Origin of the sequence: Undibacterium sp. Di24W (assembly GCF_049340325.1) — a bacterium.
Classification (GTDB): Bacteria; Pseudomonadota; Gammaproteobacteria; order Burkholderiales; family Burkholderiaceae_D; genus Undibacterium.
This window is the reverse complement of the sequence record NZ_JBMPOP010000004.1, coordinates 391,359-407,953: the sequence shown is the minus strand read 5'-3', so window position 1 is coordinate 407,953 and position 16,595 is coordinate 391,359. Positions and strand designations below refer to the sequence as shown.

Sequence of the window (16,595 nt, the reverse complement as noted above, 5' to 3'; positions counted from 1 at the left end):
AGTCAGATTAAGCGTTTCAATTAACTACCAGTTTTTTCTTGCTTAATTAGCCATTTGCCATCTTGTCTGACCATCAGCAGGGTCTTTCTGCTGCTTGCGACAAGTGCACCAGATTGATAATTTTGTCTAAATTTTACGGTTGCAGTATTGCCGTCCACAGTGACCGTCGGTTTGTCTAACTGCACAGTAATTTTGCCTTTGCCTTCAATACGTGAACGGCGTTCTTCCATCCAGGATTTACGCGACTCACCATTGGGCGTTTGGAAATCCTTAGCGTAATGTGCTAAATATGCCTTGGTGTTTTTTTGACTCCAAACTCTGACCCATTGCTCGACCGCTTTCAATACCTCATTGTGTGCCAAGTTAGCAGCTTTTGTGTTACTTGTTTTTTCTACTTTATTGATTTGCGTTGGTGCTGTTTCTACTCTTAGTTGCGATGTTTTAGTAGTGCTGACTTGAGTGCTGACTTGAGTGCTAACTTGAGGCGACTTCGCTACTTCGGCATCGAGGCGGCTGCCCGCGATTAGATTATTTTCCTCAAATACGATGCGCCATTGACCTGATTCTTTGCCCCAATACTGTTTATGTCGAAAGCTCGATAGACCTCTACTGGTATTAATATCTTGGGTGAAACTGCTGACCATGATTTCTTCACGACCAGGGTACTTGAATTGAGAAATATCACGCAATTTGATACCTGCATCGGGAGTGCCCGCGATACCTTGTGCTTGTTTTTGTAGCCAGTTGGCAAGACCTTCATTTTGGCCTGTTTTGAAAGTTTTACTATAATGGCGAGCCAGTGTATTCGGATTTCCAGTCGCAAAATCAGCGCGCCAGGCATCGAGCATTTTTCTTGCAGTTTGTTTTTCAGCAATCCAATTCGCCCTTGTGATGAACGCAATGCCGTCACTAATAATGACTGGAGTTTTCGCAATATCAACCGTTGCTGCTAAAGCTAAAAAATCTTGATTTGATAAGACGACGCAGCCGTCCGATGCTAGCGGTGCACGGCTGTAATTGTGTTGTGGCACGCCATGTAACCAAATCCCTGAGCCACCGCGCCCATTCAACTTATCCCATTCATTAGGATAATTTAATGGAAGCGCGCCAGGCCCATAAAAATCTGGCAGTTTGGCACCTGGTAGGCGGGTGGTGATGAAGTACACACCAAGCGGTGTACGTTGATCACCTTCTTTGAACTTCCCTATTCCTAATTTACCCTGGCTAACATAGTAATCATTCACCAATGTAGGGATGCCGGCGATATTTTCGTAAAGAAAAATCCGTGCACGTTTCGCATCCATCACCAACGCATAGCGTTGCTCATCGCTCATTTGTAAGAGCACATTGGGAATTAAATCCTTTTGCGGGCGCTCAGTGATAGCACGAATTCGCGCTTGAGCTTCATCATGTAAGTCTCTTAACTTGTCGTTGCCTGGCGCATTAACCGCACCGAAGCGATTTACGGGGCGCGTGCGCATGGTAATCAGATCGCCACGAATTAAATGCCCTAATTGAAAATTAGGGTAGGCAGTCAATAAAGCATCAATTTTAACTTGGGCTTTATCTAATTCGTTATTCGCTAAATGCTGGTAAACCTGAATCAGCATTAGATCTGGATTGGGTCCGAGTTTCGTCGCTTGAAAACTGGATTTGTCAGGTGGACTATTATTTGACCATGCGTTCTGAGTTTCCGCAAAAATTAAAACTAAGGCGGTGGCGACACTGAGTGAAGCTGTCTCAATGAGCCTAGGCATTGAAACCGCTTTGGGGAAAGTGAAAAACATTAGCTACCCGAACGCTCCTGTTTAATCTGCCACTTGCCATCTTGTTTGCTCAGAACCAATACTTTTCTGCTGGTGGAGGAAAGACGGTCAGAACTATAAAATTGTTTGAATTTTACGGTTGCGGAGTTCCCATCGATGTTGATATTTGCATCTTCGATACGAACGCTGATTTTTCCTTTTCCTTCAATACGCGAGCGGCGGTCTTCTGCCCATGCATTTCTGGATTCACCTTTTGGCGTTTGAAAATCTTTAGCGTAATACGCTAAATATTTTGTGACGTCTCGATTGCTCCATGCTTTTGCCCAAGCTTCCACGATATCAAGCACATTATCTTTGTCGCTAGACGCTGCAGTAGCCTTGCTAGGATTGGTTGCAGGTGCGCTAGCGACTTTGGTCTCTACTTGCTTTGGTGGCGCAGCAGTTGCGGTCGGCGAGGGTGGCAAATTGGCTATAGGCGTCGCAGTAGGGCTAGTCTTTGGATTAGTGCCACCAGTTGTATTGCCAATCAAGTTCTTAACTAGGTTTAGTTTAAGTTTGGCGGTTGAATTGCCAGAGTCCAATTGCAGAGCTTTGTCATACGATTGACTCGCCAATTTGGCGTAGACGTCACCAAGGTTTTCGTGTGCCGTGCCATATGTTGGATTGGTACGTATTGCCATTTCTAACGCAGTACTTGCTTTCAGGTATTGGCCATTTGATGCATACAAAACCGCAAGATTGTTATATGGCTCTGGTAGTTCGGGATAGTCATCAGTTAATTTTGTAAAAATGACGATAGCATCGTTAGCCTTATTTTGCTCGGTTAATATGATGCCTTTCAAAAAACGCATTTGTGCGTCTTTGGGACGCTGTGTAAGTACGGCGTCTATTTTTTTGAGAGCTTCGTTCAATTGCCCAGCTTTATATAATTTACTAGCATCACTGGCATCATCCGCGAAACCGATCGCAGGAAGCATAGCGCTAAGTAAAATAGTGACTGCAAATGCGTTTTTTATCGAGTGTCGCATAATGTAATTGAGTGTCTTTTCTATTGATTTTGTGAATTCTACGAGCCAGATCGTCTAGCTTCGGGCGCTTACCTTGGTAGTTTATTTAAGTGCATAAAGCTTGCTTAGTCAGGTCAGGCGCAATCTTAACAAATAAACTCAGTAACGCGTTGTAGATATTGCCTATATGAGGCGAAAAAGTAGCATTCTATTGTTGTTAGGCGAGAAATATCACGGGCAATACCCGAGTGATGAATCGATATATCGATTTGATCGCGTGTAAATCCTAGGGTTTTAGATTGTTAAGCATGCTCGAGACGCTTTTGGTTTTCTTCATGTACTCCAATTGCTTGCAATTTTTGATAGTTTATTGGATTTTTATACCTAATTCAGTGCTGTTTTCAACGATAAAATAGTTTTTCCAGAATCATTATCATGTAAAATCGGCGGCTTTCCTTTCAAACCGTCAGGTTGATAAAGGTTAATGAATATTGCATGCAGTGGTTGATTTGCTCTTTATGCATCCTTAGTAATACGGAAGATAATAAATGAATAAAAATAGTCGAGTCCGTAACGAGGAATTACATGTTCCTGGATATTGGGAGGAAGCCAAAGTCGAATTGATGAAACGCGATAGAATTCTGCGTAAATTGATCCCGCAATTTGGCGACCTATATCTCATGGGACGAGATGACCCATTTACTACTTTGACACGTTCTATTATTGCGCAACAAATCTCTGGTGTTTCTGCAAATGCCTTGTGGGAAAGTTACTTAACCGTATGTCCAAAGTCAACACCAGAGCAAGTCATGGAGATGGGAAAAGAGAAATTGCTATCGAGCGGCTTGTCTAAACGTAAAACTGATTATATTTTAGATTTGGCGGTACATTTTAAGGATGGCAAAGTCCATGTGGATAAATGGGCGGACATGTCTGATGAAGAAGTGATAGCCGAACTTGTCCAGATTAGAGGAATAAGCCGTTGGACCGCTGAAATGTTTTTAATTTTTAATTTAATACGGCCAAATATTTTGCCTTTGGACGATAATGGGCTAATCTCAGGCATAAGCAAGAATTATTTTTCCGGGGAACCTGTGTCGCGTATCGATATAAGAGAGGTTGCTGCCAATTGGGAGCCGTGGAGAACCGTCGCGACATGGTATATGTGGCGCAGTCTAGATTCAAATTTGACATAACTTGATGCTATTGACTTAAGTTAAGTTTATTTTCTTTAACTCGTGTGGATTTTTTAAGGGGGCACGATGACCAAAACGACATTTCTAGGATTTGAGCAATCAATCGCAGAACTTGAAACAAAAATAGAAGAATTACGTTTTGTGCAGGATGATTCTGCAGTAGATATTTCAGAAGAAATTGATCGCCTGTCACAAAAAAGTCAGATGTTGACAAAAGATATTTATGCTAAGTTGACGCCTTGGCAGGTTTCACAAATTTCCCGTCATCCTCAGCGTCCCTATACGTTGGACTACATTTCACAAATATTTACGGATTTCCATGAGTTGCATGGTGATCGCTCCTTCGCGGATGATTTGGCGATTGTTGGTGGCTTGGCTCGTTTTAACGGACAGGCATGTATGGTGATCGGTCACCAAAAAGGTCGCGATACCAAAGAACGCGCAATGCGTAATTTTGGTATGCCTAAGCCCGAAGGCTATCGTAAAGCAATGCGCCTGATGAAGTTGGCTGAAAAATTTGATATTCCTGTCTTTACCTTTGTTGATACAACTGGCGCTTGGCCTGGAATTGATGCTGAGGAGCGTGGACAGTCTGAGGCTATTGGCCATAATTTGTATGTGATGGCGGAGTTAAAAGTACCTTTGATCGCAACTATCATTGGTGAGGGTGGTTCTGGCGGTGCTTTGGCACTGGCGGTTGGTGACTCTGTGTTGATGTTGCAATATGCAACCTATTCAGTGATTTCTCCTGAGGGTTGTGCGTCCATTTTGTGGAAAACTTCAGAACGTGCCTCAGATGCCGCGGAAGCTCTGGGATTGACCGCGAATCGTTTAAAAGCGATGGGCTTAATCGATAAAATTATTAATGAACCCTTGGGCGGGGCGCATCGCGATCCGAAACAGATGTGCGCTTTAGTGAAGCGTGCATTGGCTGACACTTTGCGTCAGTTCCAAGGTATGAAAACGAAAGACTTATTGGCTGCTCGTCACGAAAAATTGATGAGTTATGGTAAGTTTAAGGAAACCCGAGTTGCGGAATGAGTTCATCGCACTTAAACGGTGCTAAGCATTTCGAACAAGTTTTTTTTGCCAGACTTGCTGGCATCATAGAGGGTCAAGTTCCGACTTGTAAGCAAAGTGGCTTTGCGATTGCTTACAGTGGTGGTCTTGACTCAAGCGTCCTGCTCAAGCTCGCATATCGTTTTGCTAAGCAGGAAAACATCCCACTATTTGCCTTTCACATACATCACGGCTTAAGCCCAAATGCTGACGTATGGCTGCGACATTGCCATGATGTTTGTCTTGCGGAAGGTATTAGATTTCGATCGGTGCGTGTTGCAGTCGATTCACGAGGTATGGGTATAGAGTCGGCCGCACGCAGCCTACGTTATGCCGCATTAGGAAAACTTTGTGCGGATGATCAAATTCCTCTCTTACTTACAGCGCATCATCTTGATGATCAGGCTGAGACCATGTTAATGCAGTTGTTGCGTGGCACCGGAGTACGAGGTTTGGCAGGAATGGATCATTTCAATCACGCTGCTTCATTATTGGAGAATGCGGATTTGCTATTGGCTCGTCCGTTACTGCAAGAGACCAAGCAAGCATTGGTGAGATACGCGCAATCGAGCGGGCTCGCGCATATCGAAGATGAGTCAAATACATCAACTTGTTACACCAGAAATGCCCTTAGGCTGTTGGTGATGCCTGAGATTGAAAAAATTGCGCCAGATTTTTCTGAGAGGCTGTTGCGTACCTCCGAGCACGTGCGCTCTGCAAATCGTATCCTAGATGAAATTGCGGAACAAGACCTGGCAGTTTGTCGTGATGGCTCGGATTTGAAAATAGCAGCATTGAGTGCCTTAAGTACTGATCGGGTGACCAATTTATTTCGTTACTGGCTATTGAAGCATGGTTTGCAATTGCCATCGGCTTCTAAATTACGAGAAATGCAAACTCAACTATTTGAGGCTCGTGAAGATGCGCGAGTTACCGTTCCCCATTTAAATCATGTCTTGCATCGATACGACAATAAAGTTAGCTTACAGGATACAAATTGCATCAGTCAATTTGTTGGGGTCTTATGGCACCAGTGGAATGGTGAAGAAAGTCATTATTTTCCAGAGTTGAAAGGGCGACTTTTGTTCAAAAGTGATGAGATAGGTATCGATGCTGAAGTTCTTCTAAAGAGTAAATTAGAAATCCGACAACGCGTTGGAGGCGAACGTCTTCGCCTCGGCAAAATGCGGCCATCGCGTGACATAAAAAGTCATTTTCAGACTTTGCGGATTCCATTCTGGCGCAGAGAGAAATTGCCTTATATATATATTGATAATCGTTTGTTTTATGTAGGTTTAGTCGGTACTGATGCAGCTTTTTTGTGCGAGTCTCCGAGCACAAATAAAGTCAGACTTACCTGGCTTCCTGATCAGACAAGTGTCAGTGTTTGAATTAACGGTATTGAATAATTTAGATAAGAGAGATGAGTCTATGAGCAGACAAATCGTACTAGATACTGAAACCACGGGTTTAAATCCTCGTTTAGGAAATCGAGTCATAGAAATTGGTTGTGTCGAATTACTTGACCGTAAGTTGACGGGAAATAATTTTCATCGCTACATTAATCCGCAGCGTGATTCAGAAGAGGGAGCGCTCGCAGTTCATGGTTTGACCACTGAGTTCTTGAGTGATAAACCAGTCTTTTCTCAGATTTCTGCCGAGTTTGTTGAATTTGTTAAGGATGCGGAAATCGTTATCCATAATGCGCCATTTGACTTGGGATTTTTAAATGCTGAGTTTGAGCGTTTGGGATTGCCTAAGTTTGAAGATCACGTGTCCAATGTAATCGACACTTTAGTTCAGGCAAAAGAACTGCATCCTGGTAAACGTAACTCTTTGGATGCGCTATGTGATCGTTACGAGATTTCAAATTCACACCGTAAATTGCATGGCGCTTTATTGGATGCAGAATTGTTAGCGGATGTATTTTTGGCCATGTCACGTGGTCAAAATAGTTTTAGCATAGAAGTCGAAGAAGAACGGGCAGAGGTCATTACTAAAGTAGTTGAAATCGAAGAGGTTGATTTTAATGTATTAATTTGCTCAGCAAGCTTGGCTGAACTCGATATGCACGAGGACTTAGTCAAGGATATTTCTAAAGCATCCAATGGAAACTGCTTTTGGAAAACGGAAACTTGAGCGAAGACAAGCCTAAACATGGATGAAGCTTTCTTGATTTTTGGAAGTAATTGAAACAATGACCATTAAATTTCATATTTTTTCGATGTTTTCATGCTAAATACCAACAGAAAAAGAAATTTTTTTTGAGCGCCACCCTAAAGTGGCGCTTTTTTTTGCCGTTAAGCTTTGTGGGGTAGGTACAAAAATAATTTAAAAATATTTTCAAGCTAGCCCTAAAGTTTTGCGAATTACTGCCGTTATCAATTTATATGAGCAGTAGTTTTAAATTGCTTTAATCTCTAAGTCGTTGTTTTTATTGGGTTTTGCTTGTGTTGCGCTAAAAAAAGCAAAATACAAATTTCAAATATATATTGCGAATCTTTTTTTGCAATTTTCAATTCATGATCCAATGTAGGATAAATTCCTATTGGGTCTTTCATTATTTTCTGAGTTCAATTCCGTAGTTCCGCTGATACACCTGTATTTTGCTTGGTAACACAATGTATCCCACTGGCAACACATTCTGTCAGGATTAAATAGTGGGAGTGCTAAAATGACACCAAATGATATGATGGCTGAAATTCGCGATGCTAACTTGAGTTACCTCATGCTCGCCCAGCAAATGATTCGTTCGGACAAGGCGACCGCAATCTTTCGTTTGGGTATTGGTAAAGAAATCGCTGATTTGATTGAGGGTTTAAATAATGCCCAAATTTTGAAACTGGCGGGTTCCAATATGATGTTGGCTCGTTTTAGATTTGAAGATAGCTCAATTCTTTGTATGTTGACAAATTACAATAAAGAACGTTCTTTGGCGCATTCTCATGCCGCAATTTTGATGGCTGGCCAAAAAGTCGAAGAAATCGCTTAAATTTTTGATTTGGCGTTCTTAATTGTTTTTGAAGATTGAGGTGTAATCATGGCAACGAAAAGTATCGTAAATGAAGCTAACGAAATTCAGTTGGCAGTAGATTTGGTCAACTTGGGTGCCCGCCTCCAGTTGCTGGAGACAGAAACGTCTCTTTCACGTGAGCGCTTGCTGAAGATTTATAAAGAGTTAAAGGGCGTATCGCCGCCAAAAGGTATGTTGCCATTTTCGACTGATTGGTTCGTTACTTGGCAGCCGAATATTCATTCTTCTTTGTTTATGAATATTTTCAAATATTTGCGTGAGCATGCTGGAATTAGTGGTATCCATGCGGTTGTTAAGGCTTATAGACTTTATCTCGAACAGATGCCGACGCCTGATGGTGAAGAGCCTGTATTGTCATTGACTCGTGCCTGGACCTTGGTTAGATTCTTTGAGGGCAATATGCTGTCATTCGTTAAATGCGAACATTGTGGTGGACAATTTGTTGGGCATACACTTGATTTGCACGATCACTACGCATGCGGCCTTTGCCATGTCCCTTCGAGAGCGGGTAAAACAAAGAAAGCACGGGCACTAGAATTGTCACCAGCATTTGCTTAGTTAGGATAAACTTTGCTCGCTTTAAGTTAGCTTGTATTGATTGACTTGTATGAGGTGGGCAATTTGAAGTTGTCAATTGGATTGAAATCACTGCTCTTGCAGTTGTTAAGCTTGGGTCTGACGTATTTGTTGCTCTTTGCAATTCAATTCTTTTGGGGCGCATCTTTAAGTATTTTTCTTGCACTCTTTCTGCATTGCTGTATCGCTAGTGTCGCTGCGTTAGTGCTGCGTTTCGACTGGTGGTGGGGCGTCATACAGTTTTCCTTTCCCCTTCTTGTTGTTTTTTTTTACTGGCAGAGTCTGCCATCCTTCGTATATTTAATTGGTTTGCTAATGCTGAGCTTGCTGTATTGGTCAACCTACCGAACTCAAGTTCCCTATTATCCTTCTAAATCAACGCTAATCGATCCATTGCTAAATTTGTTGCCCGTTGCTGAACGATTTAATTTTGTCGATCTAGGTAGCGGTATGGGCGGGCTTTTGCTAGATTTGTCTAAGCGCAATCAATTAGGTCAGTTTTCTGGGGTGGAGATCGCGCCTTTGCCTTGGTTGGTGAGTGTGACGCGTGCCCTTTTTTACCGGTCGCCAGTACGATTTTATTTTGCTAATTACATCGATCTGGACTTATCTCAATTTCGCATCGTATTTTGCTATCTATCACCCGCTGCTATGTCAGAGCTTTGGGCGAAAGTTAGCACTGAGATGCTTCCTGGCTCACTTTTTTTGAGTTATGAGTTTGTGGTCCCGGGTGTGGAGCCTGATCTTTGCATTGAATTGGCGCAAGATGGGTCAATGTTGTACGGTTGGCGTATATAATGAAACAACAGAAATATATTTTTTGAGCAATATTCTGGTAAATGTTGCCTCATGCTACCAGATCGCTGGTATTCTTGAGTTGTGGCTCGAAAGCATAAATGTTCGAGAGTAAACAGATTGAGGAGTCTAACTCGTGCTAGTTATTGTGGGTTATATCATCGTATGTGGATCCGTATTTGGCGGTTTTGTGTTAGCTGGCGGCCACATGGCGGTATTGTTTCAGCCTATCGAATTGTTAATGATTGGTGGTGCTGCAGTAGGAGCGGCTTTTGTTGGTAATACACCTAAGTCATTGAAGGCTTCGTTAAAAGCCTTGCCTTCAGTGTTCAAAGGCTCACCGTACTCAAAAGCGATGTACATGGAGCTAATGACGATGCTTTTTGATGTTCTCACCAAAATTCGAAAAGAAGGCTTGATGTCTATCGAAGGTGATATTGAAAAGCCTGAAGAGAGTCCTTTATTTAGTAAATATCCCTTGGTTGTTAAAGATCATCATTTGATGGAATTTCTGTCTGATTATTTACGTCTCATGGTATCTGGAAACATGGATGCATTTCAGATTGAAAATTTAATGGATAACGAGTTGGAAACTCATCACCATGAAGGTGCGATACCTGGACATTTTATGGCTAAACTCGGTGACGGATTGCCTGCTTTTGGTATTGTTGCTGCAGTGATGGGTGTTGTGCATACTATGGAGTCGGTTGGTATTCCTCCTGCCGAGTTAGGGATATTAATCGCAAAAGCGTTGGTGGGCACGTTTTTAGGTATCTTGCTGGCGTATGGATTTGTTGGCCCACTGGCTAGTTTGCTTGAGCAAAAACTAGATGAGTCATCTAAAGCTTTTCAGTGTGTGAAGGTAACGCTGCTGGCGAGTTTAAATGGATATGCACCTGCATTATCAGTCGAATTTGGTCGCAAAGTGCTTTACTCAACTGAGCGTCCTACATTTTCAGAGCTGGAAGAGCATATTAAGCAGTCAAAGTCTAAATAGTCTGACGGACATACAAAATGGCAAATGAGGAACTCAGACCTATTATTGTAAAGCGAATCAAGAAGGTCGCTGGTGGACACCATGGCGGTGCTTGGAAAATTGCTTATGCTGATTTTGTTACGGCGATGATGGCGTTTTTCTTGTTGATGTGGCTTCTTGGTTCTACTGCTAAAGGTAATTTGCAGGGTATTGCGGAATACTTTCAAACTCCATTGAAGGTGGCAATGGCTGGCGGTGATGGAAGCGGCGATAGTTCTAGTGTAATTAAAGGTGGAGGAAAGGATCTTTCACTGCGCGAAGGACAGCAGCGTAAAGGTGAAATTGAAGCGGTTAAAAAAACTTACAATTTGCAGGCTGCAGAAGCTGCTTTAGCAAAAGCTGATGCGGAGCGACTTAAGAATCTCAAAGAAAAAATTGAGGCTGCAATTGAATCAAGTGCCACATTGAAACAATTTAAAAAACAACTACTGTTAGATATTACGACCGAAGGGTTGCGAATACAAATGGTCGATGAAAAGAATCGCCCGATGTTCGCTTCCGCCAAGGCAGATTTACAGCCCTATACTAGGGAGATTTTGCACGAGATCGGTCTTGCCTTGAACGAAGTGCCGAATCGCATTAGTTTATCAGGCCATACCGATGCCGCGCCTTATGGTAGTGGTGAAAAAGGTTATAGTAACTGGGAGTTGTCAGCCGATCGAGCGAATGCATCCCGAAGAGAACTAATTTATGGTGGTATGGATGAGAAAAAAGTCTTGCGTGTAGTTGGATTGTCGTCCTCAGTCTTATTTGATAAAGAAGAGCCATTAAACCCGATAAACCGACGCATCAGCATCATAGTGATGAATAAGAAGGCAGAACTATCTGCATCACAAGATGGTGGGGAAGTTGATCTTGGCAAGCAAATGGAAGTTCCTGTAGAGAGCAAGAAATAAGATAACGGTGATCACTTGATGAAATGCAACCGGTATGTTGCAGAATGGGACGCTAACGATGTCAAAGAGAAAGATGCTCGGATCTAAGGTAAAGCAGCTGTTGGCCGGCGTTTCGGATCACGGTGTGTCTCATTTATTGGAAGTTGAGACAGACTTGATTCAAACCACAATTTTGTTGGCTGAAGCCATAGAAAAGCTTGGAACCAATTTTTTGGATTTACACGCTTCGGTTTTGTCTCAAGAAGAACAGATTAGTATTATTGTCGGAGCAGGACAAGTGCCCGCCGAAAATGTTGAGCGTCTGACTCAAATACAGGCTGATATTGCTCTGCATATAAACAAAGCAGTTACTAGCTTGCAATTTCAAGATCTGACGAATCAATTGATTTCAAGGACTATGCAACGTAGCGCCGGGCTTCGTGAATTGCTGAACACGCTTGATGTGGTTGGCAATGTACTTTCTGCAGACGGTGAAAATGAAGAAATCGAAGGACTTTTAACCGAAGTGACCGGGAAGCTAGAACAACAAAGTGTTGAACTTAAAAATTTATTGCGTAAAACGGTTAATCAAGAGCATCTAAATAGTGGTGATATTGAGTTATTTTAGATTTGCGTTGAGCTGAGAGTTTTTTTCTCAAATTTCTGAATGGAGTGGTGATGGCCAAAACAATTTTAGCGGTGGATGACTCGGGATCTTTGCGTCAAATGGTTGCGTTTAGCTTGAAGGCAGCTGGATACCAAGTCATAGAGGCCGTCGATGGTCAAGATGGTTTGGAAAAAGCCAAGAATCAAGTAGTTGATTTGGTATTGACGGATCAGAATATGCCACGTATGGATGGCTTGACTTTGATTAAATCATTGCGTGCACTCCCTACCTATCAACGGGTGCCAATTTTGATGCTAACTACAGAGTCAAGCGATGATATGAAGGCCAAGGGGCGAGCTGCAGGCGCGAATGGCTGGTTGGTGAAGCCGTTCGACCCACAAAAATTAACCGAAGTAGTGAAGAAAGTTATTGGTTAGTTTGTTTAGCTTTTGCGAAAGTAATCGAGTAAGAATGGGGTGGGACAATGACGATTGACATGAGTCAGTTTTTTCAGGTTTTCTTTGATGAGGCTGAAGAGCTTCTCGCGGAAAAAGAAAAGTTGTTGTTGGGTGTTAATGTAGGCTCTCCAGATGCTGAGGATCTGAATGCCATTTTTCGTACTGCACATTCGATAAAGGGAGGTGCCTCAACTTTCGGTTTAACCGATATGACCGAAGTGACGCACATATTAGAGTCGTTGCTGGATAAAATTCGCAAAGGTGAGATGGCTTTGACCTCGGAGCATGTCGATGCTTTCCTTGCTGCAAAAGACATCCTTAAGATGCAACTGGACGGGCATCGTCTTGGGACGCCAGTTGATTTGGATGCTGTCGGTGACGTTCGTATGCTCTTGCAATCCTTCGCGCAGGAAGAAATTAAAGTAAAGCCAAGTATTGTTGCAGATCTGGGTTCGCATACAAAAGTAGGCAATGAAAATGAAAAATTTCAACACTGTTTCAGAGTTGTTTTCACCGCTGTTGGAAGCGATGATTTAAATTTATTGACTACTGAATTAGGCTTGCTTGGTTCGGTTAAGTCTGAAAAATCAGACGTTGACGGTGCAGTTTTTATCCTAAAAACGAACAGCAGCGAAGATGATATTTTAGCCGTTTGTTCTTTTATTTTGGATGTCGATAAAATCTCAATTACTCCTGAAGAATTGTCTTCGGTAGCTGATGATTCTAGTGGCAAAAGTGAGGAAGAACTTGGCTATGGTTTCTTTCAGCCGCTTGACGAGATGTTCCCACCCGAAGGGAATTTGCAGCCTCAAGAGACCGCTAAGAAAGCTGTTGAAAAGTCCGAGTCCGAGTCTTCAAACCATCCCAAGCACGGTGCAAAGAAAGAATCTGACAAAAATGCTGGATCGCATGAGTCTACGACCATTCGTGTAGGTATAGAAAAAGTTGATCAGATTATTAATTTGATCGGAGAACTTGTTATAACGCAAGCTATGCTAGCTCAGCGAACGCAAGACTTAGACCCTGTGTCTAATGAGCGTCTGCTCAGTAGCGTCGCGCATTTGACTCGCAATACTAGGGATTTGCAAGAAGCAGTTATGTCAATCCGTATGATGCCTATGGATTACGTGTTCTCACGCTTTCCGCGCATGGTGCGTGATTTGGCCACAAAGTTAGGTAAAAAAGTTGAGTTCGTTACTTATGGCGCCTCTACCGAGCTAGATAAGGGTTTGATTGAGCGCATTGTTGATCCTCTGACGCATTTGGTTCGTAATAGCATTGATCACGGTATTGAAATGCCGGCGACTCGCCTAGGAAGTGGTAAAACTGAATCGGGACGGCTTTCATTGTCTGCTGTTCATCAAGGTGGCAACATTGTTATCGAAGTTTCTGACGATGGTGGTGGTTTGCATCGTGAAAAAATTCTTGGTAAAGCAAAACAAAATGGATTGGCTGTCTCTGATTCGATGTCAGATTCAGAGGTGTGGCAATTAATATTTGCACCAGGATTTTCGACTGCTGAAGTTGTTACTGACGTCTCAGGTCGCGGTGTTGGTATGGATGTTGTGAAACGTAACATTTCGCAAATGGGCGGTGTTGTTGACATCCGTTCAGCAAAAGGTTTTGGTACAACCATCACCATTTCATTGCCTCTAACTTTGGCAATTTTAGATGGGATGTCGATCAAGGTGGGTGAGGAGATTTATATCTTGCCGCTTGGGTTTGTAGTGGAGTCTTTACAGCCTAAGCCCGAAGACATAAAAGAAATTAATGGCAAAGGGCGTGTGATCAAAATTCGTGAGGAGTACTTGCCTTTAATTCCTCTATACGAATCGTTTAATATAGAGCCCTGTCATACAGATCCCTCGTGTGGCATTACTGTGATTGTTGAGGTTGATGGAAAGAAAGCTGCCTTGTTTGTTGATGATTTGGTAGGGCAACAGCAAGTCGTTGTAAAAAATATTGAATCTAATTATCGAAAAATTCCAGGAATTTCAGGTGCGACTATCTTAGGCGATGGTGGTGTTTCTCTAATCCTTGATGTTGCAGCCTTGCTGCGCTCTGTACGATAGTTTTGAATTAACTTTGGTTGATGGGGAATTTAACATGGCACAAAATTCTGATAGTTCCGTAGCAAATGGCATCGCAACGCAAGGGGAGATGAATACGAATGAGTTTTTGGCTTTCACCCTTGGAAATGAAGAATATGGCATTGATATTTTGCGAGTGCAGGAGATTCGTGGTTACGAGGCTGTGACTCGTATCGCAAATGCACCTGAGTTTTTGAAGGGCGTCATTAATCTGCGCGGGATTATTGTTCCAATCGTTGATATGCGTATCAAGTTCAATTTAGGCACCCCTACCTATGATCAGTTAACAGTAGTCATTATCCTCAATATCGGTACACGTGTGGTTGGAATGGTGGTCGATAGTGTATCTGATGTTATGACATTACTTCCTGAGCAAGTTCGTCCAGCTCCTGAAATGAATACGACTTTTAACGATGATTTTTTGATTGGCCTCGGTACTCTTGAAGAGCGCATGCTAATTTTGGTTGATATTGAAAAATTGATGTCAAGTCCAGAAATGGGTCTAATGGACCATGCTGGCTAAAAAGAAACCTAATGTTTATGAAAGTTTTCTAAAGTAAGCATAATTTAATTTGGGACAGGAAAATTTGGATGGCCAAGCCAGCAGAACGGTCGGAAGGCGAGAAAGAATTCTTATTTAATCATCGGGATTTTGAACGGGTTCGTGACTTAATTTATCGTCGTGCTGGAATTTCCTTGTCTGAGAGTAAGCAAGAAATGGTATATAGTCGTTTGGCGCGACGTTTGCGCGCGACGGGAATTGTGTCATTTACGACTTATTTAGACCTGTTAGAGCGTCAGAGTGACAGTGACGAGTGGGAAGCTTTCACCAATGCATTAACTACAAACTTGACATCGTTTTTTCGCGAAGAACATCATTTCCCAATTTTGGCCGAGCATGTCAAAAAGAAAAACGGTCCGATACGTATTTGGTGCTCAGCAAGTTCGACTGGCGAAGAACCGTATTCGATCGCGATAACTGTTTGCGAAGCTTTGCATACCACAAAGCCAAACCTGCAAATTGTAGCTACTGATATTGACACCAATGTATTAAGTGTTGCTGCACGCGGTGTTTATAACATTGATCGATTGGAGAAAATGGCGCCGGAGTTGGTGCGAAAATACTTCCTTAAAGGTCGTGGAAATAATGAAGGAACCGTGTTGGTTAGGCAGGAGTTACGCGATTTGATTTCTTTTGAAGCATTAAATTTGCTTGATGATAGATGGCAGATACATGGTGAGTTCGATGCGATATTTTGCAGAAACGTTATGATCTATTTTGATAAGCCAACACAATCCAATATATTGAAAAAGTTTGTTCCTTTGTTAAAGGCGGATGGATTGTTGTTTGCTGGTCATTCTGAGAATTTTTTGTATGTCTCTGATGATTTTAAATTACGTGGAAAGACGGTTTACGTACTGGCTAGCCAGGAGGATAAGCATAAGAAATTAAGTTCTTCTGATCAAAATAAAAGGTGATCCATGAGTCAGTTTAGTGAAGAACACTTTGCAACGAATGTCTATTACGATAGAACTTTTGATTGTGATGCAGCAAAAATATTGCCTGGCGAATTTTATTTTACTGGTAAGGATATGTTGATCGTCACAGTATTAGGGTCCTGCGTGTCTGCATGTATCCGTGATCGGGTATCCGGCGTTGGGGGCATGAATCACTTTATGTTGCCTGATGGCGGTGAGAATTCTGATAATCCCGTCTCAGCTTCAATGCGCTATGGAACTTATGCGATGGAAGTATTGATTAATGAATTACTGAAAGCTGGTGCCCGTAGAGAAAATATGGAAGCAAAGGTGTTCGGCGGTGGTAATGTTTTGCGCGGATTTACGGCGATTAACGTGGGCGAACGTAATGCTAAATTTGTTTTGGATTATCTTCGTATGGAAAGAATGCGTGTTATTGCAGAGGATCTGAATGATATTTATCCACGAAAAGTCTATTTTTTTCCTCGAACTGGTAAAGTTTTGGTGAAGAAGTTAAAAGTTGAACATAACGATACTTTGAAAAAACGTGAACTCGATTATGCTAGTCGTTTGAAGAGCGCACCTGTTGGCGGTGATGTGGATTTGTTTTGAGACTA

Annotated in this window: 17 protein-coding genes; 15 read left to right on the top strand and 2 right to left on the bottom strand. The window is 42.3% G+C overall.

The window, feature by feature from the left end:
* Window positions 1-20: 20 nt before the first annotated feature.
* Together ACO0KZ_RS10960 and ACO0KZ_RS10955 are read right to left on the bottom strand one after the other, a co-directional pair.
* Window positions 21-1,757, bottom strand: coding sequence for a L,D-transpeptidase family protein (locus ACO0KZ_RS10960; RefSeq protein ID WP_422995191.1), 1,737 nt, complete (start codon window positions 1,755-1,757; stop codon window positions 21-23).
* A gap of 29 nt (window positions 1,758-1,786) precedes the next feature.
* Entirely contained in the window at window positions 1,787-2,743 is a 957-nt protein-coding gene (locus tag ACO0KZ_RS10955) for a L,D-transpeptidase Cds6 family protein (protein ID WP_422995190.1), read from the bottom strand.
* A gap of 578 nt (window positions 2,744-3,321) precedes the next feature.
* On the opposite strand from ACO0KZ_RS10955, the gene ACO0KZ_RS10950 reads away from it, so the two are divergent.
* The 15 genes from ACO0KZ_RS10950 to cheD all read left to right on the top strand — a co-directional run bounded on the left by ACO0KZ_RS10950 (window position 3,322) and on the right by cheD (window position 16,590).
* Window positions 3,322-3,969 (top strand): DNA-3-methyladenine glycosylase family protein, encoded by a 648-nt coding sequence (locus ACO0KZ_RS10950; protein WP_422995189.1) that lies wholly within the window; start codon window positions 3,322-3,324, stop codon window positions 3,967-3,969.
* 66 nt (window positions 3,970-4,035) lie between these two features.
* A complete protein-coding gene (locus tag ACO0KZ_RS10945; RefSeq protein WP_422995188.1) occupies window positions 4,036-5,010 on the top strand; it encodes an acetyl-CoA carboxylase carboxyltransferase subunit alpha in 975 nt (324 codons plus the stop codon).
* A complete protein-coding gene (gene tilS, locus ACO0KZ_RS10940) occupies window positions 5,007-6,419 on the top strand; it encodes a tRNA lysidine(34) synthetase TilS (protein WP_422995187.1) in 1,413 nt (470 codons plus the stop codon). The genes ACO0KZ_RS10945 and tilS overlap by 4 nt, the downstream gene beginning before the upstream one ends.
* A 40-nt stretch (window positions 6,420-6,459) precedes the next feature.
* A complete protein-coding gene (dnaQ, locus tag ACO0KZ_RS10935; RefSeq protein WP_422995186.1) occupies window positions 6,460-7,167 on the top strand; it encodes a DNA polymerase III subunit epsilon in 708 nt (235 codons plus the stop codon).
* Window positions 7,168-7,702: 535 nt separating this feature from the next.
* Window positions 7,703-8,020 carry a flagellar transcriptional regulator FlhD gene (flhD, locus tag ACO0KZ_RS10930; protein ID WP_315475848.1) on the top strand — a complete coding sequence of 106 codons (318 nt, stop codon included), beginning with the start codon at window positions 7,703-7,705 and terminating at the stop codon, window positions 8,018-8,020.
* Window positions 8,021-8,068: 48 nt separating this feature from the next.
* Window positions 8,069-8,620 (top strand): flagellar transcriptional regulator FlhC, encoded by a 552-nt coding sequence (flhC, locus tag ACO0KZ_RS10925; RefSeq protein WP_422995185.1) that lies wholly within the window; start codon window positions 8,069-8,071, stop codon window positions 8,618-8,620.
* 63 nt (window positions 8,621-8,683) lie between these two features.
* A complete protein-coding gene (locus tag ACO0KZ_RS10920; protein WP_422995184.1) occupies window positions 8,684-9,436 on the top strand; it encodes a class I SAM-dependent methyltransferase in 753 nt (250 codons plus the stop codon).
* Window positions 9,437-9,569: 133 nt separating this feature from the next.
* Window positions 9,570-10,430 carry a flagellar motor stator protein MotA gene (motA, locus tag ACO0KZ_RS10915; protein WP_422995183.1) on the top strand — a complete coding sequence of 287 codons (861 nt, stop codon included), beginning with the start codon at window positions 9,570-9,572 and terminating at the stop codon, window positions 10,428-10,430.
* 17 nt (window positions 10,431-10,447) lie between these two features.
* Window positions 10,448-11,365, top strand: coding sequence for a flagellar motor protein MotB (gene motB / locus ACO0KZ_RS10910; RefSeq protein WP_422995182.1), 918 nt, complete (start codon window positions 10,448-10,450; stop codon window positions 11,363-11,365).
* Window positions 11,366-11,423: 58 nt separating this feature from the next.
* A complete protein-coding gene (locus tag ACO0KZ_RS10905) occupies window positions 11,424-11,972 on the top strand; it encodes a chemotaxis protein (RefSeq protein ID WP_422995181.1) in 549 nt (182 codons plus the stop codon).
* A gap of 50 nt (window positions 11,973-12,022) precedes the next feature.
* Window positions 12,023-12,388 carry a response regulator gene (locus ACO0KZ_RS10900; RefSeq protein WP_314862808.1) on the top strand — a complete coding sequence of 122 codons (366 nt, stop codon included), beginning with the start codon at window positions 12,023-12,025 and terminating at the stop codon, window positions 12,386-12,388.
* A gap of 47 nt (window positions 12,389-12,435) precedes the next feature.
* Window positions 12,436-14,481, top strand: a complete 2,046-nt coding sequence (gene cheA / locus ACO0KZ_RS10895) for a chemotaxis protein CheA (RefSeq protein ID WP_422995180.1) — start codon at window positions 12,436-12,438, stop codon at window positions 14,479-14,481.
* An 88-nt stretch (window positions 14,482-14,569) separates the two neighbouring features.
* Window positions 14,570-15,022, top strand: a complete 453-nt coding sequence (locus tag ACO0KZ_RS10890; protein ID WP_422995305.1) for a chemotaxis protein CheW — start codon at window positions 14,570-14,572, stop codon at window positions 15,020-15,022.
* A gap of 68 nt (window positions 15,023-15,090) precedes the next feature.
* Window positions 15,091-15,978 (top strand): CheR family methyltransferase, encoded by an 888-nt coding sequence (locus ACO0KZ_RS10885; protein WP_422995179.1) that lies wholly within the window; start codon window positions 15,091-15,093, stop codon window positions 15,976-15,978.
* Window positions 15,979-15,981: 3 nt separating this feature from the next.
* Window positions 15,982-16,590 carry a chemoreceptor glutamine deamidase CheD gene (gene cheD / locus ACO0KZ_RS10880; RefSeq protein ID WP_186942954.1) on the top strand — a complete coding sequence of 203 codons (609 nt, stop codon included), beginning with the start codon at window positions 15,982-15,984 and terminating at the stop codon, window positions 16,588-16,590.
* Window positions 16,591-16,595: the final 5 nt, after the last annotated feature.